Source organism: Agromyces sp. PvR057, assembly GCF_040547485.1.
Lineage (GTDB): Bacteria > Actinomycetota > Actinomycetes > Actinomycetales > Microbacteriaceae > Agromyces.
On sequence record NZ_JBEPPT010000002.1, the window covers coordinates 640,389 to 657,906 of the forward strand.

A 17,518-nucleotide genomic window follows, 5' to 3' on the forward strand; every position below is an offset into this window, starting at 1 on the left:
TAGCCGGTGAGCTTCCGGATGCGCCCGCGTCAGGCGTTCGCGGCCTGCGGATGCTTGAGGCCGGACTGGTAGGCGAGCACCGCGTCGAGCGTGGCGGTGCGGTGGGCGCGGGCGGCGAGCTCGATGTCGAGCGGATCGGCGCCCGCCTCGATGAGCTCGAGGATCCGCTCGTGCTCGGCGACGGACTCGCGCGCCCGGCCGGGCACGAAGCTGAACGACGAGTCGCGCAGCACCCGCATGCGGTTCCAGCCCCGGTGCACGAGGTCGAGGATGTGCGGGTTCGGGCACTCCTCGAACAGCACCGCGTGGAACTCGAGGTTCAGCTCGGTGAAGCGGTGCGGTTCGAAGTCATCGAGGGTGCGACGCATGCGCTCGTTGATCTCGCGGGCGCGGCGCACGTGGTCGGGCATCAGCGTCGGGGCGGAGAGCGCGGTCGCTGCGCCCTCGACGAGCGCGAGGGTCTGCATGGTGTGCAGGTACTCGGTCTCCTCGATGAGGGCGACCTGGGCGCCGACGTTGCGCTCGAACGTCACGAGGCCCTCGGCCTCGAGCAGGCGGATCGCCTCGCGCACGGGCACGACGCTCATGTCGAGCTCGCCGGCGATCTGGCCGAGCACGAGGCGGAATCCCGGAACGTAGCGACCGTCGTCGATGCGGTCGCGCACGAAGCGGTAGGCGCGTTGGGACTTGCTCTCGGCGCTCATCGCTCGCCGCCTTCGTCGCGGTCGGCCTCGTAGCGCTTGCGCCATGCGGCGTTCATGGGGAACAGCCCGTCGACGGATGCCCCGCCGGCGACCTGCTCGGCGACCCACGCCTCCTCGGCCTCCTGCGCGACGGCCTCGGCGACGACCTCCTCGACGAGGTGCGGCGGGATGACGACGACGCCGTCCCCGTCGCCCACGATGACGTCGCCGGGCTGCACCGCCGCGCCGCCGCATGCGATCGTCACGTCGACCTCCCACGGCACGTGCCGCCGGCCGAGCACCGACGGGTGCGGCCCCTGCGAGAAGACGGGGATCTCGAATCCGGCGACCGCGTCGAAGTCGCGGACGCCGCCGTCGGTCACGATGCCGGCGGCGCCGCGCACCTGGGCGCGGAGGGCGAGCACGTCGCCGACCGTTCCGGTGCCGCGCTCGCCGCGGGCCTCGATCACGAGCACCTCGCCGGGCGCCACGGTGTCGAACGCGAGCTTCTGGGCGTTGAATCCGCCGCCGTGCGTCGCGAACAGGTCGGGCCGGAACGGCACGAAGCGCAGCGTCTTCGCCAGACCGACGATGCGGCGGCCCGGTCGGTTCGCATGAACACCCTCGATGAACACGTCGTGGTAGCCGCGCTTGCGCAGCACGACCGAGAGCGTCGCGACGGCGACTCCGTCGATCGCGGTGCGCAGCTCGTCGGTGAGCTCGAAGGGCTGGGCGGATGCCGCGGGCGCGCCGCCTGCGGCATCCGATGCGCCGGCCCGGCCCGCCGCGACCGCGGCGGCGAGCTCGGCCTCGGACCCCCACGCCTCGACGCGCTGGAGGTCGTCGACGGCGGGGCCCGTGCCGAAGTCGCCGAACGGCGCCTCGCCCTGCGTGACGGTCGTCGCCAGTCGTCCGGTGGTGGGCGCGCCCGGCGCCCGCGGTGCGTCGACCTCGACCTCGACGACGTCGCCGGGCAGCACGACCGACGACCCGGCGGGCGTGCCGGTGAGGATGACGTCGCCGGTCTCGAGGGTCATGAGCTGCGAGAGGTCGGCGACGAGCCGGCCGAACGAGAAGAGCAGGGTGTCGCTCGTGTCGGACTGGACGAGTTCGCCGTTGACCCAGGTGCGCACGCGCCAGTCGCGCTCGCCGATGCCGTCGACCGGGATCGCGACGGGGCCGAGCGGCGTGAAGCCGTCGCCGCCCTTGGAGCGCACGTTGGAGCCCTTGTCGGCGGCCCGCAGGTCGTAGAGCCCGAAGTCGTTCGCGGCGGTGACGGCGGCCACGTGCGACCAGCCGTCGGTGGGGGAGACCCGGCGCGCCGGCTCGCCGATGATGATCGCGATCTCGCCCTCGAACGCGAGCAGCTCGGTGCCGGCCGGCCGCTCGAGCGCGGCCCCGCTGGGGGCGAGCGAGGAGGCGGGCTTCAGGAAGTAGCTCGGCTGCGCCGGGGTGCGCCCGCGCTGGGCGGCGCGCGACGGGTAGTTGAGGTGCACGGCGATGATCTTGCCTGGCGTGGTGATGGCGGTCATGGACATCCTCGTCTGCTGATATCTGAAATGATATACGATCTCGAGGGATCGGCAACCCCGAGGTGGAGGCCGATCAGTAGGAGGCGCGGGGTTCGCCTGCGGCGTCCGTCGCCGGCTGCGGGATGAACCGGGCGGCGAGCGCCTCGGTTCCGCGGGCGAGCAGCGCGACATCCGCTCCGACGATCACGAGCGACGCGCCCGCGGCGAGGTACCGGTCGGCGGCCTCGTGGCCGAACGCGTTCACGGCGGCCGGCTTGCCCGCGAGGCCCGCGGCCGCGATGCCCGCGAGCACGGCCGCGACGACCTCGGGGTGCTCCTGCTGCCCGAGCAGGCCCATCGACGCGGCGAGGTCGGACGGGCCGAAGAAGACGCCGTCGACGCCGTCGACCGCGAGGATCTCGTCGACGTTCGCGGCGGCGGTCGCCGATTCGACCTGCACGAACAACGAGATGGTCGTGGTCGCGTCGGCGAGGTAGCCCTCGACGCGGTTCCATCGCGACGAGCGGGCGAGGGCGCTCCCGACCCCGCGGACGCCGAGCGGCGGGTACCGCACGGCGCGAACGATCTCGGCGGCCTGCTCGGCGGTGTCGACCATCGGCACGAGCAGGTTCTGCACGCCGAGGTCGAGGAAGCGCTTGATCGTGACGGTGTCGCCGAACGGCGGACGCACGAGCGGCGCGACCGGATACGCGGCCACCGCGTGCAGCTGGGCGAGCACCGACTCGAGGTCGGCGGGCGAGTGCTCGACGTCGATGAGCACGACGTCGAGGCCCGACCCGGCGACGATCTCGGCGTTGGTCGCGCTGCCGGCGCACGACCAGGCGCCGACGAGCGGGCGATCGGATGCCGCGATGCGGGCGCCGAGCGTGGGGGGCAGCGTCACTCGAATCGGCATGTCACGGCTCCCAGTTCGCGATAGTCGGCGTGCACGGTGTCGCCGCGTTCGACCCACATGGGCCGCGTGAACGACCCCGCGAGGATGATCTCGCCGGCCTCGAGCGACTGGTCGTGCTGGGCGAGCTTGTTCGCGAGCCAGGCGACGCCCATCGCCGGATGGCCGAGCACGGCCGCGGCGACGCCGGACTCCTCGATGACCTGGTTGCGGTACAGCAGCGCCGACACCCATCGAAGGTCGAGGTCGTCGACCTTCACCGGGCGGCCGCCGACGACCATCGCCCCCATCGCGGCGTTGTCGCTGATGGTGTCGACGATCGTGCGGCCCTGCATCTCGATGTGCGAATTCAGGATCTCGAGGGCCGGCACGACGTAGGCCGTGGCGTCGAGGACGTCGAAGATCGTGACATCCGGACCCTGCAGCGGCTTGGCGAGCACGAACGCGAGCTCGACCTCGATGCGCACGTTCGAGAACCGGTCGAACTCGACGGTGGCGCCGGACTCGATGACCATGTCGTCGAGGATCACGCCGTAGTCGGGCTCGGTGATGCCGGTCGCGACCTGCATGACCTTCGAGGTGAGCCCGATCTTGCGGCCGACGCGGCGGGCGCCGGCGGCCGTGCGGCGGTCGGCCCAGAGCTTCTGCACGGCGTAGGCGTCGTCGACGCCCATGCCGGGATGGCGTGCCGTGAGCAGCGGCACGACGGATCGCTCGCGATCGGCGACGAGCAGTTCGTCGGCGATCGCGGCGATGCGGGATGGTTCGAGCACGTCGACTCCACTTCGTCGGGGTTCGATTAGATCGTATACGATCCGCGGATGTCGCGCACTCGACGCGTCCGATGCCCGCGCGCGTGGCGGCCGCTCGCGAGCACGCGCCGCACGGCACGTCGGCCGCCCGCGGCATCCGCTCAGCTGTTCACGCGGATGATCTCCTCCTGGTACGGAGCGACGACCGTGCCCGAGATGCGGCAGTCGAGCAGCAGGAACGGGCGCTCGTCGGCCGGGCGCTCTCGCCAGCGGGCGAGCGCATCGAGGTCGGCGAGCCCGCGGACCACGACGCCCTCGGCACCGACCGCCGCCGCGAGCCCGGCGAAGTCGACCTCGGGGATGAGCATGGGCTCACGTGCGAGGCCCTTGAGCCCGTACAGGTTGACCTCCGCGCCGTACGCGGCGTCGTTCCAGACCACGGCGATGCCCCGGCCGGCCGCGGTGCGCACGGCCGACTCGAGGTCGGCGAGCGCCATGAGCCCGCCGCCGTCGCCCGTGGTGAGCACGATCGTCGACTCGGGCCTGGCCGCAGCCGCCCCCGGGACGCTCGCGAACCCGAGCCCGATCGACTGGAACGCCGTGCCGACCATGATCATGCGGTCGGGAGAGGCCACAGGCCAGTACATGTTCGCCCAGCCGATGAAGTGCCCGCCATCGGAGACGACGACGCGATCCTCCGGCAGCAGCTCGCCGATGCGCCGCGCGACCGCACGAGGGTCGAGGCGCCCGTCCTCGGCGAGGCCGTCGGCACGGTCGACCGCGGGCTGCTCGCGCAGCACGGCGAGGTCGACGCTCTCGCGCCACCCCGACGCCTCGACATCCAGGGCGTCGAGCTCGTCGACGATCGCACGGGCGACCACGCCCGCGTCGCCGCGCACGAACCCGCCGACGTGCGGATGCGTCGAGGCCGCCGCGATGTCGACCTGGAAGACCCTGGCGCCCGGCGCGAACAGGTCGCCGAAGCGCATCGTGAACTGGTTCAGCGAGGCGCCGAACACGACCGCCACGTCGGCGTCGCGCACGAGTTCCATCGCGCCCTCGGCGCCGAACCCGCCCGTGACGCCGAGGTCGTAGCGCTCGTCGGGGAAGACGCCGCGCCCGAGCGCGGTGGAGGCGGTGACCGCGCCCGTCGCCTCGGCGAGCTCGCCCAACGCGGCGCCGGCGTCGGCCAGCCACGCGCCGCGGCCCGCGAGCAGGAACGGCCGGCTCGCGCCGGCGAGCGCCGCCGCGATGTCGGCGACGACCCCGGTCGCGAACGGTCCCCGCGGCGCGAGCGGCGTCGGCAGGCGCAGCTCGGGTGCCGGCTGCACGGCACCCGCGTCGAGCACGGCCACGTCGTAGGGGATCGCGAGCACGACGGGCACCCGGTAGGAGAGCGCGTGCTCGATGGCGAGGATCGTCGTGGCCGCGGCATCCGTTCGACCGACCGTGTACGTGCGGGCACCCACCGCAGAGGCCAGCGCGATCTGGTCGACGTCCCACGGGCGCGGGCCAGACGTCGGCTCGTCGCCGACGACGAGCACGAGCGGCACGTGCGCCTGTGCGGCCTCGGCGAGGGCCGTGAGCGTGTTCGTGAACCCGGCGCCGTAGGTCGCCGTCGCCGCGGCGATGCGACCGGAGGCGCGGAAGTGGGCGTCGGCCGCGACGACGCCGCCGGCCTCGTGGCGCACCGCCGTGAAGCGGACCTCGGTCGCACGTTCGAGCGCATCGAGGAAGTACGCGTTGCCGTTGCCCATGACCCCGAAGACATGGTCGAGGTGGGTGGCGAGCGCGGCCGCGACGTGAGCGGAGACGGTGGTGGTCGTGGGCATGACGAAGTCCTTCGAGACGATGAACGGATGCGGATTCCGTATGTGTCTCGTCGACCCGGTGGGCCGGCTTCGTGCCCCTTTTGCGAGCACCGGCGCGCTCTTGCGCCTGGACAGGTCGAGTATACGACCCGGCGCGCAGTCGGCGCCCGTGACGTCTCGCGGGGTCATCGCCCATGCGTCGTGGCGGCGTCGTGGGGCAGGATGGTCGGGTGAAGACCATCCAGCTGCGCCGCTACACGCTCGTCGACGGAGAGTACGACGCCTTCGTCGCCTGGTGGGAGTCCACCATGCCGGTGGTCAGGCCCGCCGCGGGCTTCGCGATCGAGTTCGCCTACGGCATCCGCGAATCGAACGAGTTCGTCTGGGCCGTGAGCGCCGAGGGCGACCAGGAGGCGTTCCTCGCGCTCGAGGCGACGTACCTGGCCTCGCCCGGCCGCGCCGCCGCATTCGAGGGCGTGCCGCAGCGCGTCGCCGCCTATGACATCCGCTTCGCCGATTTCGTCGCGTCCGCCTGACCGGCCGCTGCCGCTGACGCTGACGCGTCGACGTTCACCGACGCGTCGGTTCCTGCACGCCGCGAGCGACACACCGTACAGCGCACGCGCAGCCGGAAATCCGTACGATCGAGGCATCCCCCGAAGTGAACCCGTGGCCGATGCTGCCCACCCGCTCGCGCGGCCGCGCCTGACCCTGGTCGATGACGACGCCCCGTGCGCTCTCGCGGCCGAGAAGGATGACCGTGAGCCACGATTTCGACGCCAGCCGTGCCAGATGGATCGCCCGTGAGGAGCTCGCCGAGCGGATGATCCCGCTCATCGGCGGCCTCTACCGCGAGCACGGGGTGGTGACCTCGATCCACGGCCGCCGCCTGATCAACCGGTCGCCGATCGAGCTGCTGAAGGCGCACCGCTTCGCGCGCCAGGCCGGCGACGAGGAGCTCGACCCGGCCGACACCATGCGCGTGCTCGAGGCGCTGCGCGAGATCGGCCCCGGTCCGGCATCCGTCGACGTCGCACGCCTCGTGGCGCGGTACGCGGCATCCGGCGCGCCGGGCGTCCTCGGCGACGCGAACGCAGGCGAGCGGATGCCGCTGGCCGACTTCCTGCGCGCCGAACTCGCTCCCGTGCTCGTGCCCGACACCGCCGACGGTGCCGCACGCCCGCCGCGCGAGGGCACCGATGTCGTGCTCTACGGCTTCGGGCGCATCGGACGCCTGCTCGCCCGCATCCTCGTCGCCCACGCCGGCGACGCCACGGGCCTGCGCCTGCGGGCGATCGTCGTGCGCAAGGGCTCGGCGAACGACCTCGTGAAGCGCGCGAGCCTGCTGCGCCGCGATTCGGTGCACGGTCCGTTCGCCGGCACCATCGAGGTCGACGAGGAGGCGAACACGATCCTCGCGAACGGCACGCTGATCCAGGTGATCCACGCGAACGACCCGGCGGCGATCGACTACACCGCCTACGGCATCCATGACGCGATCGTGGTGGACAACACCGGCCGGTGGCGCGACGAGGAGGGGCTCTCGCAGCACCTGCGGTCGACCGGGGTCGCACGCGTGCTGCTCACGGCGCCCGGCAAGGGGGCGATCAAGAACATCGTGCACGGCATCAACGACGGCGACATCGAGGCATCCGACCGCATCCTCTCGGCCGCGTCGTGCACGACGAACGCGATCACGCCCGTGCTGAAGGCCGTCGAAGACGCCTACGGCGTCGTGCGCGGACACGTCGAGACCGTGCACTCGTTCACGAACGACCAGAACCTGATCGACAACTTCCACGCGGGCGACCGCAGGGGCCGGTCCGCCGCCCTCAACATGGTCATCACCGAGACCGGCGCCGCGAAGGCCGTCGCCAAGGCGCTGCCGTCGTTCGCCGGCAAGCTCACGGGCAGCGCGATCCGCGTACCGACGCCCGACGTGTCGCTCGCGATCCTGAACCTGCAGCTCGAACGGCCGGCCTCCAAGGACGAGATCAACCGCTACCTGCGGCAGGTCTCGCTCACCTCGCCGATGCGCCAGCAGGTCGACTACATCGAGTCGGCCGAGGTCGTCTCGAGCGACTTCGTGGGTTCGAGCCGTGCGGGCATCGTCGACGGTCTCGCGACGATCGCCGACGGCACCGACGCCGTGCTCTACGTCTGGTACGACAACGAGTACGGCTACTCGTGCCAGGTCGTGCGCGTCATCGAGGCGATGGCGGGCACCCACCCCGTCGTGCTGCCCCCGCGCGAGCCCGTCGTGCTCGAGTCGTCGTCGTCCGCGGCGTCGTCCGCGTCCGACGACGTGATGGCGCTCGCCGAGGGTGAACTCGTCGCGGGCTGACGCACGCCGTGCAGCACGACGGATGCCGCGGGCCAGGGTTCGGCGCGCGGCATCCGTTCGGGTCACGCAGGGCGCCCTCGTCGCCGTGACCACGATGCCGGCCTCGGTGGCGAGGTCGACGAGTTGCACGCGATCGGCCATGACGAGTCGATGAGCATGCTGACCGTGCCGTTGCAGTCAGGCCCCGCGGGCGTTCGCACCGGGCCGGGTAAACGGGCACCTCATCATTCGCCGGGCCCGTCGAGTTCCGTTGACGATCGGCGTTCGACCCCTGCGCGACCGGTCACTGGACGCCGCCGGCCGATGCATTGCAGGTCTCAAGGTCGTTGGCGGAGCGTACCCTCGGCCCCGTGGCAGTGAACACGGCTCTCGGGCCCCGCGTCGTGATGATGTGCGGGCCAGGTGGTGCAGGAAAGACGACGTACGCAAAGCGCCTGGAACGGGAGGGCTGGACTCGTCTGTCGTTCGAGATGGAGTTCTGGGATCGCGGAATCACGACGATGCCCTCGGCCGAAGTGGCCGCCGAGGTGGCTGCAGACCTGAAGGCGCGCTTGCTGCGCCATGTCGCCGCGGGGAACGATGTCGTGCTCGACTTCGGATTCTGGTTCCGGCGACAACGCGATGAGTTCCGCGCACTGCTCGCACCCCAGGGCATCGTTCCGGAGACGATCTACATCGCGACGAGCCTTGAGACCATCCTGAGCCGAGTCGGTCATCGACACGGCAGGTGGGCGGATGATTGGCCGCTCACCGAGCAGACGGCGACTGAATACTTCGAGAGGTTCGAGCCGCCGACGGCCGAGGAGGGACCGCTCGTGGTGGTCAGCTCGTCCGCAGAGTCATGAGTGACGCCCGACGGGCGTGACGCCTCGCCAGATTCCGACATGGTGTTGAACTCGGGCGTGTCTCTCGGCCACGGGTCTGCGGCGGTCAGCGATCGATCGAGGCCATGTTCGCTTCGTCGTGCCGTTCGCCGGCTGCGGTCTCGAGGACGCTGAGGCGGTCGATCTGCGTGGGGCTCAGCTGCACGGCGTCGGCCGCGGTGTTCTCCTCCACTCGGGAGACCCGTCGGGTACCGGGGATGGGGGCGACGTCGTCGCCGCGGGTGAGGATCCAGGCGAGCGCGGTCTGCGCCGGGGTGGCGCCGATCTCGGCGCCGATGGCTCGAACTTCGTCCACGATCGCGAGGTTGCGGTCGAAGTTCTCGGCGATGAACCGCGGGTTGGTCTTTCGCCAGTCTCCCTCGGGGATGTCGGCCGCCGAACGCAGCTGCCCGGTGAGCAGCCCGTGGCCGAGCGGGGCATATGGGACGAACCCGATCCCGAGCTCGCGGAGCAGCGGCAGGATCTCGGCCTCGACGTCTCTCGTCCACAGCGAGTACTCGGTCTGCAGCGCCGAGACCGGGTGCACGGCGTGAGCGCGACGGATGGTCTCGGGCGATGCCTCGGAGAGACCGAAGTGCAGCACCTTCCCCTCGGCGATCAGCTCGGCCACGGCGCCTGCCGTCTCCTCGATGGGCGTGCCCTGATCGACCCGGTGCTGGTAGTAGAGGTCGATGTGGTCGGTGCCGAGTCTCCGCAGCGATCCCTCGACGGCCGCCTTCACGTTCGTGGCGGAGCTGTCGATGATCCGTCCTTCCGCCCCCGAATGCGAGACGAGCCCGAACTTCGTGGCTACCTTCACCTGGTCGCGGCGGCCCTTGATGGCTCGGCCGACGACCTCTTCGCTGTGGAAGGGGCCGTAGACCTCGGCGGTGTCGAGGTGGGTCACGCCGAGATCCAGGGCGCGGTGGATGGTGCGGATCGACTCGTCGTCGTCGAGGCCGCCGCCAGTTGTGTACGTACCGGCCATGGTCATGGCACCGAGCCCGATGCGGGAGACCTCGAGGCTTCCGAGACGCGCGTTCTTCATGTTGGTCCTTCTTCTCGGGTTGGGCGCTCAGGCGTCGAAGCCGAGCGATGCGGACAGCTCGCGGTGGGCGTCGATCTGGCCTTGGATGGTGGCGAGGTTCTCCTCTTCGCCCGCCATCACGTCGGCGCCGGCCAGGAACCGCAGTGGCAGACCACCGGAGTCGGAGAGGCTGACGAGCGCGCGGCCGAGCTTCTTCGGGTCGCCGCCTTGACGGCCGTTCATGCCCTTCCACGCCTCGATCGTCTGTGCGGTCAGTTCGGCATAGTCTTCGACGTCCAGCTCGGGCCAGATGGTCGATGAGCGCTCGACCAGCAGCTCGGTACGGAAGAAGCCAGGCTCGACAGCCATGGTCTTGATGCCGAAGCGCTCGACGTCGTAGCGAAGCGACTCCATCCACCCTTCGAGGGCGAACTTCGATGCGGCGTAGGCGGCGACGAACTCCTGGCCGATCAGGCCGGCGGCGCTCGTCACGGTGATGACCTGACCGGAGCGCTGCTTGCGCATGATCGGGAGGATGGCGCGGGTGACGTTGGTCGGGCCGAAGAAGTTCGTCTCCATCTGAGCCCGGAGCTGCTTCGGGCTGGTGTTCTCGAAGTAGCCGGCGTAGAAGTTGCCCGCGTTGTTCACGAGCACGTCGATGCGGCCGAACCGGTCTACGGCGGCCTGAGCTGCAGCGTCCGCGGCGTCCTGGTCGGTGATGTCGAGGGCGACGGTCAGGAGGTTCTCGTGTTCGCCGATCGCGTCGAGCACCTTCTTGGGGTCGCGGCCGGTCGCGACGACCTGGTGGCCGGCGGCGAGGGCGGACTGGGCGATGTCGATGCCGAGGCCGCGGCCGGCTCCGGTGATGAACCAAACGTTGCTCATGGGTGATGCCTCCGTGAAGATCGTTGCCGGCGGTTCGGCCGACTTGTGTTTCGAGTCAACCCGTCGACGCGTGAGTCAGCGTGGCTCCAGCTACGGGTGCACCAGCAGGGACCCTCTACCGGCGGCGGATCGGCGTACCGTCGAGGCATGGACATCCACGGCGACCTGAGCGAGTTCCTGACCTCGCGCCGGGCGAAGCTCAGCCTCGAACAGGCTGGCCTCCCGGACTACGGCGGCCGCCGCCGGGTGCCCGGGCTCCGCCGCGAAGAGGTCGCCCTGCTCGCCGGCATGAGCGCCGAGTACTACAAGCGCCTCGAGCGCGGCAACGCCACCGGTGTCTCCGAAGGGGTCATCGACGGCGTCAGCCGCGCCCTGCAGCTCAACGAGGCGGAGCACTCCCACCTCTCTGAGCTGATCCGCACCGCGAACGCCGGCGCACACCCCCGACGACGCCGGCAGAGTCGAAAGACTCAGTTGACCGCGGGCATGCAGCAGACCATCGACGCGATGTCCACGGTCCCGGTGTTCGTGCAGAACGGCCGCCTCGACGCCATCGCCACGAACAAGCTCGGGCTCGCGCTCTTCTCCGAGATGTTCGACGGCGCCCGCCCACCGGTGAACGCTGCACGATTCGTCTTCCTCGACCCGCGGGCCCAGACCTTCTACCAGGATTGGGAGAGCAACACCCGCCAGATCGTCGCCATCCTTCGCGCCGAAGCCGGCCGCTCACCCTACGACCGGCAGCTCAGCGACCTCGTCGGCGAACTCTCGACCCGCAGCGACCTCTTCCGCATGCTCTGGGGCGCCCACGACGTGCGTGAGCATCGCACCGGCCTGAAGAGCATCCACCACCCGATCGTCGGCGACCTCGATCTCACCTACCAGAGCATGGATCTGGCCTCCGATCGCGGCCTGCAGATGCTCGTCTTCTCGGCCGAGCCGGGCTCCGCCTCTGCCGACGGCCTTCAGCTCCTGGCCAACTGGGCCGAGTCGAACAGAACTCCCACGGAGGCTGCCGCCGACGCGGGACGCAATCTGAGCTGATTCGCGAAGGCAGATGCCGGCGGACAGCCGGCTACAGCACGTCCTCGATCGCAGCGCACGCCGGTCCGCTCCCGCGACAGCCGATGTCGCGTGGGCGGTTGGCGAACGGGCGCACGTACTACGGTGAGTCAGGCTTCATTCGTCAAGGTTCGACGCAAGGTGAGGAGCAGCATGGGCGCGATCATCCACCAGCCCGCCGCTGCGATGATGGCCGGGCACGCCGTGGGAATTCTGCTGCTGAACACCGGATATCCCATCATCCCCGGCAACGTCGCGAATGCGTCGACGTACAGCTACCCGGTCCGGTTCAAGGTCGTCGAGGGCGCCGACAGCCCCCGACTCATCGGTGGCGACCCGACTCTGCTCGAACCCATCCTCGCCGCCGCACGAGAGCTGGTCCGCGATGGCTGTCGCGCGATCGTGGGGGCGTGCGGATACTTCGCCCGCTTCCAACGCGAGCTCGCCGAGGCACTGCCGGTCCCGGTGTTCCTGTCCAGCCTGTGTCAGGTTCCGATGGTGCTCGGCGCGCTGGCGCCCCAGCAGCGGCTGGGCATCCTCTGCGCGAAGCAGAGCAGTCTCGATCAGCGGATGCTGGCGGCGGTGGGCATCCGCGGGGACGCGCCGATCGTCGTGGCCGGCATGGAGCACTGTCCCGGGTTCCGCGGCGCGATCCTCGAGGATCAGGGCTGGATGGACCTCGACCAAGTGCGCGACGAGGTGGTCGGCACTGCGGTGCGGCTGGTGACCGACCACCCTGAGATCGGCGCCCTGCTGCTCGAATGCAGTGACATGCCTCCATACGCCAAGCAGATTCAGGATGCCACCGGCCGGCCGGTGTGGGACTTCGTCACGCTGATCGACTGGATTCACTCGGGCGTCGTCAGGCGCTCATACGACGGCTTCATCTGATGGCCTGAACGACGTGGACCCCGAACGGCACTGGTGGATCCGCTGGCGGCAACCTGGCCGACCGACGTTTCCGAGAGCCCGCGATCGGGGTCGGACGTCCTAGACTTCATCCACACCTCCGTGGATGAAGCCGGCGATCTCAGGCGTCGCCCACGCATCATCGTCTCGATGATGATCGGTGCGGGACCGTGTGTACAAGGGGGAGTGAACATGAGCGGCGAGTGGCATCGGAAGCACCTCGGAGACGACGTCCCGCAGCAGGCTCCTGGTGAAGAGACGCTGTTGGGCGCCGCGGGCGACGAGGTTCCCCCCGGGGGAGTCGTCGCGGGTTCCTTCAGCCAGGAGTTCCCCGGGGCCGACCCGTATGCGGGCATTCCGGCCGACGAGGTCGGCCTCCCGCCGCTGAGCGAGGCCGAGCAGGAGGCGGTGGCGCGCCAGGCGGACCAGCTCGCAGACGACCCGGACGCACGCCGCAACCTCTGAGGTCCGGTCCGCGACGCTGCCGGTCCCGGTGAACCCACGACGGTGAGCGGATGCCGCGGGCCGACGTTCGCCGCGGCATCCGCTCGCCCGGGTTCAGCGGTCGAAGACCCGCAGGTTCGCGCGCTTCAGGCTGCCGACCGTCGAGATCGTCGTCGCGTCGAGGCGCGTTGCCGCCTGAACCTGCTCGGCGAGCCGAACCTGCTCGGTGAGCCGAACCTGCTCGGTGAGCCTGGCCTGCTCGGCGACCCGAAGACGCTCGGTGACCTCGAGGGTCTCGGCGGCCTTCAGCGACTCGGCCGCCTTCAGCTGCTCGGCGATCCGCAGTCCCTCGGCGACCTTCAGGGTCTCTGCCCGCTGGAGCTCCTCTGCCCGCTGGAGCTCCTCGGCGCGCTCGAGCACGACCGCGTCGCCGAACTCGATCTGCAGGCGCGTGATGTCGCGCGGGTCGAACTTCGGATCGGGGGTCGGCTTCTCGAACTCCCCGGGCTTCACGCGGATGTCCAGGTCCTTGATGCGGCGGGTCCAGCAGGCGATGACCTTCGGGAAGTCGTCGCCGTTGTACCCCTCGAACCAGCCCTCTGCCTCGAAGCGCGTCTGCCCGATGGCCGCACCGCCCTGGTCGGTGACGGTGCAGACCACGTCGGCGTCCAAGCGGATGCCACCCGGCGAGGTCAGCCCGAGCTCGAACGTGACCGGGTCGACCGTCGTGTCGACCGCGAACGTGGAGCCGTCGAACGGCACCTGCACGACGCCGTTCCCACTCGGCACCGGTACGCCGCCGACCGTCCAGGTCGCCGTCGGCGCGGTCGCGGCGGGCTGCCCGATCCCGCCGAAGCCGACCGTCGAGACCGTGAAGATCTCGAGCGTGGAGGTCGCATACGTGCCGCGGCGAACCGTGTCGCCGCACGGCGTCTGCTCGGTCGTCTCGGTGCCGACGACGCCGAGCGTGTCCTCGTTGCGCAGGCGCGACGCCACGGTCGCCGTGCGGTTCGCCGGCCCGTTCGAGACGCGCAGGTCGACCCACGTCCGGTCGGGATCCACGCCGACGATCGTGACGGTGAGGTTGCTCGAGTCGACCGCCACGTCGGCGTCGATCGAGTTGAGCGGCACGACGCCGCGGTACCAGATGCGCGGACCCGTGCCGGGGACATCCGTCAGCGAATGCACCACGATGCCCTCGCGACCGAGGTCGGGGCCGACGGGGTCGAGGCCCGCATCCCAGCCGACCGCGGTGCGGAACTCGACGTAGACGCGGCCGACGCCGTTCGCCGGCTCGCCCGCGGGGTGCAGCACGAGCAACGTCGGCTGGCGGCCCGAACCCTGGCGCGCGACATCCGCCGACGCGCTGCGCAGCCGCAGCGAGACCGAGCCGTTCGACGGGAAGGGCCGCTCGACGACCGAACCGGCCAGCGCGTCGGGCAACTCCAGGTGCAGGTGCGCTCGGGAGAGGTTCGGCCCGGCCGAGCCGAACGCGCCGGCGAACGGCCAGCCGGCGACCGCGGGGATGCTGCGCGTCGGCGTCGACCGCCAGCGCGGACCCGTGCCGAGCCACCGCCCGCCGAACGCGCCGGACGACATGAGGTCGAACGGCGAGCCGTACACGGGGTCGACGATCACGGTCGCGTCGTTCGCATCCCAGTCGGCGCCGTTGTTCAGCAGCCCGTAGCTATGGTCGAAGCCGAGCACGTGCCCCACCTCGTGGGTCATGAACGTGTGGTCGCCCGTGGCCGCCGAGATCACGGCCACCGGGAACCCGCGCACCGTCGTCGCGCCGGCGTCGAAGTCCTGGTTCACGGTCGCGGGTTCGCCCGGTTGTCCGGCCTTGGGGTTCGGCACCTGCCGTCGGCCGGGGTACATGAGCACGACGACGCCCTGGAACCCTGCGAGCGGGTCGTGGTCGGGGAACTTCGCGCGCAAGGCATCGATCGCGAGCTCGGCCTGCCTGGTGCGCGAGACGTCGTCGCCCAGTGTCACGACGACCCAGGGCATGAGCGCCGAGTCGACGAAGTCGAGGTGCCGGCGGGTGGTGTCCTCCCAGTAGCGGAGCACCGACGACGGGCCGACCATGAAGAGGTCGATGAAGGGGCGGTCGTCGACGGCGGGCGCGGCACTCTCGTGGCGGGCCCTGATCACGGCGAGTTTCGTGGGCTTGGTCATGGGCCGATCCTCAGGCCTGCGCCGGGCCGCTGAATCAGGAGCAGCCCTGAGTTCGGGATGCGCGCGGCACCCGCCGCCGTAGGCTTGGACGCATGAGCGCCGAAGCCGTCATCGTCGATGTGATCCGCACGCCGGTGGGCAGGGGCAAGCCGGGCGGCATGCTCTCGGGCGTGCACCCCGTCGACCTGCTGGCGGGCGTGCTCGACACGCTCGTCACCCGCAACGACCTCGACCCGGCGCTCATCGACGACGTCATCGGCGGATGCGTCAGCCAGGTCGCCGAGCAGTCGTACAACGTCACTCGCAACGCCGTGCTGGCCGCGGGGTTCCCCGAGCACGTGCCCGGCACGACGATCGACCGCCAGTGCGGATCGAGCCAGCAGGCGGCGACCTTCGCCGCGCAGGCGGTGCTCGCCGGGCAGGCCGACGTCGTCATCGCGTGCGGCGTCGAGTCGATGAGCCGCGTGCCGCTCGGCTCGAGCGCCGCGGGTGCAGACCCATTCGGCGCGCGCATCGCCGCGCGCTACCCCGACGGCCTCGTGAACCAGGGCGTCTCGGCCGAGCTCATCGCCGCTCGCTGGAACCTCGACCGCGACGCCCTCGACGCGTACGCGGCTCGCTCGCACGCGCTCGCCGCGGCTGCGGGGCAGTCCGGGGCGTTCGCGACGGAGGTCGCGCCGGTGCCCGGTGTCAGCGGCCTCGCCGACGAGACGGTGCGGCCCGGCACCACGGCCGATGGGCTCGCGGGTCTGCCGGCGGCGTTCCGCACCGACGCCCTCGCCGAGCGCTTCCCCGACCTCGAGTGGCGCATCACGCCGGGCAACTCCTCGCCGCTGACCGACGGAGCCTCGGCCGCGCTCATCATGAGCGCCGACGCCGCCGAGAAGCTCGGCCTCGAACCGCGGGCGCGCTTCCGCTCGTTCGCCGTCGTCGGCAGCGACCCGCTCTACATGCTCACCGGCGTGATCCCGGCGACCGAGCGCGTCCTCGCCCGCGCCGGCCTCGGCCACGACGACATCGACGCCTACGAGGTCAACGAGGCGTTCGCGTCGGTTCCGCTCGCCTGGCTCGCCGAGACCGGGGCGGATGCCGCGAAGCTGAACCCGCGCGGCGGCGCCATCGCCCTCGGCCATGCGCTCGGCTCGTCGGGCACGCGCCTGCTCACGACCCTCGTCAACCAGCTCGAGGCCACCGGCGGACGCTACGGCCTGCAGACCATGTGCGAGGGCGGCGGCATGGCCAACGCCACGATCATCGAACGCTTCTGACCACCACGGCCCAGCCGACCACCACGGCGCAGCCGACCCACCACGAAAGGACCCGAATCCATGCAGCTGACCGACGCAGGCGCGATCGTCACCGGAGGCGCCTCGGGGCTCGGGCGCGGCACGGCCGCCGTGCTCGCCGCCGCCGGCGCCGAGGTCGTCATCCTCGACCTCCCGGGCTCTCCGGGCGAGCAGACCGCGAGCGAGCTGGGTGCGAACGTGCGCTTCGCGCCGGCCGACGTCACCGACGCGGCCTCCGTGCAGGCCGCGATCGACCTCGTGCTGGAGCGCGCGCCGCTCCGGGTGGCCGTGAGCTGCGCCGGCATCGCGACCGCCGGTCGCACGGTCGGGCGCGACGGCCCGCTGGCGCTCGACGCGTTCGAGCGCACCATCCGCATCAACCTCATCGGCACGTTCAACGTCGCGCGGCTGGCGGCGGCCGCGATGGCGGCCAACGAGCCCGTCGCCGCGCAGTCGCTGCCCGGGGTGCCCGAGACCGCCGAGCGCGGCGTGATCGTGAACACCGCGTCGGTCGCCGCGTTCGACGGACAGATCGGCCAGGCCGCCTACTCGGCGTCGAAGGGCGGCGTCGCGGCGATGACCCTGCCGCTCGCCCGCGACCTCTCGAAGCTGCTCATCAGGGTCGTGACGATCGCGCCCGGCATCATGCAGACGCCGATGATGGCCGGCATGCCGCCCGAGGTGCAGGCCTCCCTCGAGGAGCAGATCCCGCATCCGTCGCGCATGGGCACGCCGGCCGAGTACGCGGCGCTCGTGCGGCACATCGTCGAGAACCCGCTGCTGAACGGCGAGACGATCCGCCTCGACGGCGCGATCCGCATGCAGCCGAAGTAGGGGGTCCGGCCTCGCC

Annotated in this window: 16 protein-coding genes; 8 read left to right on the forward strand and 8 right to left on the reverse strand. The window is 71.1% G+C overall.

Annotated elements, in window-relative coordinates; all coding sequences use genetic code 11:
- Positions 1-29 precede the first annotated feature (29 nt).
- From ABIC29_RS12215 to ABIC29_RS12235, 5 genes are all read right to left on the reverse strand, one after another.
- Entirely contained in the window at positions 30-704 is a 675-nt protein-coding gene (locus ABIC29_RS12215) for a GntR family transcriptional regulator (RefSeq protein ID WP_116083507.1), read from the reverse strand.
- Complete coding sequence (locus tag ABIC29_RS12220) at positions 701-2,215, reverse strand: fumarylacetoacetate hydrolase family protein (RefSeq protein WP_116083505.1); 1,515 nt, start codon at positions 2,213-2,215, stop codon at positions 701-703. The genes ABIC29_RS12215 and ABIC29_RS12220 overlap by 4 nt, the downstream gene beginning before the upstream one ends.
- Positions 2,216-2,288: 73 nt before the next feature.
- Entirely contained in the window at positions 2,289-3,110 is an 822-nt protein-coding gene (locus ABIC29_RS12225) for an aldolase/citrate lyase family protein (RefSeq protein ID WP_116083502.1), read from the reverse strand.
- Positions 3,095-3,880 carry a 2-oxo-hept-4-ene-1,7-dioate hydratase gene (hpaH, locus tag ABIC29_RS12230; protein ID WP_354245665.1) on the reverse strand — a complete coding sequence of 262 codons (786 nt, stop codon included), beginning with the start codon at positions 3,878-3,880 and terminating at the stop codon, positions 3,095-3,097. Before hpaH ends, ABIC29_RS12225 begins: the two co-directional genes overlap by 16 nt.
- 140 nt (positions 3,881-4,020) lie before the next feature.
- Entirely contained in the window at positions 4,021-5,691 is a 1,671-nt protein-coding gene (locus tag ABIC29_RS12235; protein WP_116083499.1) for a thiamine pyrophosphate-binding protein, read from the reverse strand.
- Between the two features lie 209 nt (positions 5,692-5,900).
- Here ABIC29_RS12235 and ABIC29_RS12240 point away from each other — a divergent pair, with 209 nt between their 5' ends.
- The 3 genes from ABIC29_RS12240 (at position 5,901) to ABIC29_RS12250 (ending at position 8,859) form a co-directional block, all read left to right on the forward strand.
- A complete protein-coding gene (locus ABIC29_RS12240) occupies positions 5,901-6,206 on the forward strand; it encodes a hypothetical protein (RefSeq protein WP_116083497.1) in 306 nt (101 codons plus the stop codon).
- 224 nt (positions 6,207-6,430) lie between these two features.
- Positions 6,431-8,014, forward strand: a complete 1,584-nt coding sequence (locus ABIC29_RS12245; protein ID WP_502915481.1) for a glyceraldehyde-3-phosphate dehydrogenase — start codon at positions 6,431-6,433, stop codon at positions 8,012-8,014.
- Between the two features lie 350 nt (positions 8,015-8,364).
- Complete coding sequence (locus ABIC29_RS12250) at positions 8,365-8,859, forward strand: P-loop nucleotide/nucleoside kinase family protein (RefSeq protein WP_354245672.1); 495 nt, start codon at positions 8,365-8,367, stop codon at positions 8,857-8,859.
- A gap of 85 nt (positions 8,860-8,944) precedes the next feature.
- Here the strand turns inward: ABIC29_RS12250 and ABIC29_RS12255 are convergent, their stop codons facing one another.
- Both ABIC29_RS12255 and ABIC29_RS12260 read right to left on the reverse strand, forming a co-directional pair.
- The gene (locus ABIC29_RS12255; RefSeq protein WP_354245674.1) at positions 8,945-9,925 is read right to left on the reverse strand and encodes an aldo/keto reductase; all 981 of its coding nucleotides are present in this window, start codon (positions 9,923-9,925) and stop codon (positions 8,945-8,947) included.
- 27 nt (positions 9,926-9,952) lie between these two features.
- A complete protein-coding gene (locus tag ABIC29_RS12260) occupies positions 9,953-10,789 on the reverse strand; it encodes an SDR family oxidoreductase (protein ID WP_354245677.1) in 837 nt (278 codons plus the stop codon).
- Positions 10,790-10,936: 147 nt separating this feature from the next.
- Between ABIC29_RS12260 and ABIC29_RS12265 the strand changes: the two genes are divergently transcribed.
- From ABIC29_RS12265 to ABIC29_RS12275, 3 genes are all read left to right on the forward strand, one after another.
- Positions 10,937-11,833 (forward strand): helix-turn-helix transcriptional regulator, encoded by an 897-nt coding sequence (locus tag ABIC29_RS12265; protein ID WP_354245680.1) that lies wholly within the window; start codon positions 10,937-10,939, stop codon positions 11,831-11,833.
- A 171-nt stretch (positions 11,834-12,004) separates the two neighbouring features.
- Positions 12,005-12,742, forward strand: coding sequence for an aspartate/glutamate racemase family protein (locus ABIC29_RS12270; protein ID WP_354245682.1), 738 nt, complete (start codon positions 12,005-12,007; stop codon positions 12,740-12,742).
- A 210-nt stretch (positions 12,743-12,952) separates the two neighbouring features.
- Entirely contained in the window at positions 12,953-13,225 is a 273-nt protein-coding gene (locus tag ABIC29_RS12275) for a hypothetical protein (protein WP_354245684.1), read from the forward strand.
- Positions 13,226-13,318: 93 nt separating this feature from the next.
- On the opposite strand, the gene ABIC29_RS12280 is transcribed toward ABIC29_RS12275, so the two are convergent.
- On the reverse strand, positions 13,319-15,382 hold the full coding sequence (locus tag ABIC29_RS12280) for a zinc metalloprotease (protein ID WP_354245687.1): 2,064 nt from the start codon (positions 15,380-15,382) through the stop codon (positions 13,319-13,321).
- A gap of 92 nt (positions 15,383-15,474) precedes the next feature.
- Here ABIC29_RS12280 and ABIC29_RS12285 point away from each other — a divergent pair, with 92 nt between their 5' ends.
- Both ABIC29_RS12285 and ABIC29_RS12290 read left to right on the forward strand, forming a co-directional pair.
- Entirely contained in the window at positions 15,475-16,650 is a 1,176-nt protein-coding gene (locus tag ABIC29_RS12285; protein ID WP_354245690.1) for a thiolase family protein, read from the forward strand.
- A gap of 60 nt (positions 16,651-16,710) precedes the next feature.
- Entirely contained in the window at positions 16,711-17,502 is a 792-nt protein-coding gene (locus ABIC29_RS12290; protein ID WP_116083480.1) for an SDR family NAD(P)-dependent oxidoreductase, read from the forward strand.
- The last annotated feature ends 16 nt before the right edge of the window (positions 17,503-17,518 follow it).

Coding starts and splice junctions, on each gene's coding strand:
- ABIC29_RS12215 (WP_116083507.1), bottom strand. CDS start 704: ATGAGCGCCGAGAGCAAGTCCCAACGCGCCTACCGCTTCGTGCGCGAC.
- ABIC29_RS12220 (WP_116083505.1), bottom strand. CDS start 2,215: ATGACCGCCATCACCACGCCAGGCAAGATCATCGCCGTGCACCTCAAC.
- ABIC29_RS12225 (WP_116083502.1), bottom strand. CDS start 3,110: ATGCCGATTCGAGTGACGCTGCCCCCCACGCTCGGCGCCCGCATCGCG.
- ABIC29_RS12235 (WP_116083499.1), bottom strand. CDS start 5,691: ATGCCCACGACCACCACCGTCTCCGCTCACGTCGCGGCCGCGCTCGCC.
- ABIC29_RS12255 (WP_354245674.1), bottom strand. CDS start 9,925: ATGAAGAACGCGCGTCTCGGAAGCCTCGAGGTCTCCCGCATCGGGCTC.
- ABIC29_RS12260 (WP_354245677.1), bottom strand. CDS start 10,789: ATGAGCAACGTTTGGTTCATCACCGGAGCCGGCCGCGGCCTCGGCATC.
- ABIC29_RS12265 (WP_354245680.1), top strand. CDS start 10,937: ATGGACATCCACGGCGACCTGAGCGAGTTCCTGACCTCGCGCCGGGCG.
- ABIC29_RS12270 (WP_354245682.1), top strand. CDS start 12,005: ATGGGCGCGATCATCCACCAGCCCGCCGCTGCGATGATGGCCGGGCAC.
- ABIC29_RS12275 (WP_354245684.1), top strand. CDS start 12,953: ATGAGCGGCGAGTGGCATCGGAAGCACCTCGGAGACGACGTCCCGCAG.
- ABIC29_RS12280 (WP_354245687.1), bottom strand. CDS start 15,382: ATGACCAAGCCCACGAAACTCGCCGTGATCAGGGCCCGCCACGAGAGT.
- ABIC29_RS12285 (WP_354245690.1), top strand. CDS start 15,475: ATGAGCGCCGAAGCCGTCATCGTCGATGTGATCCGCACGCCGGTGGGC.
- ABIC29_RS12290 (WP_116083480.1), top strand. CDS start 16,711: ATGCAGCTGACCGACGCAGGCGCGATCGTCACCGGAGGCGCCTCGGGG.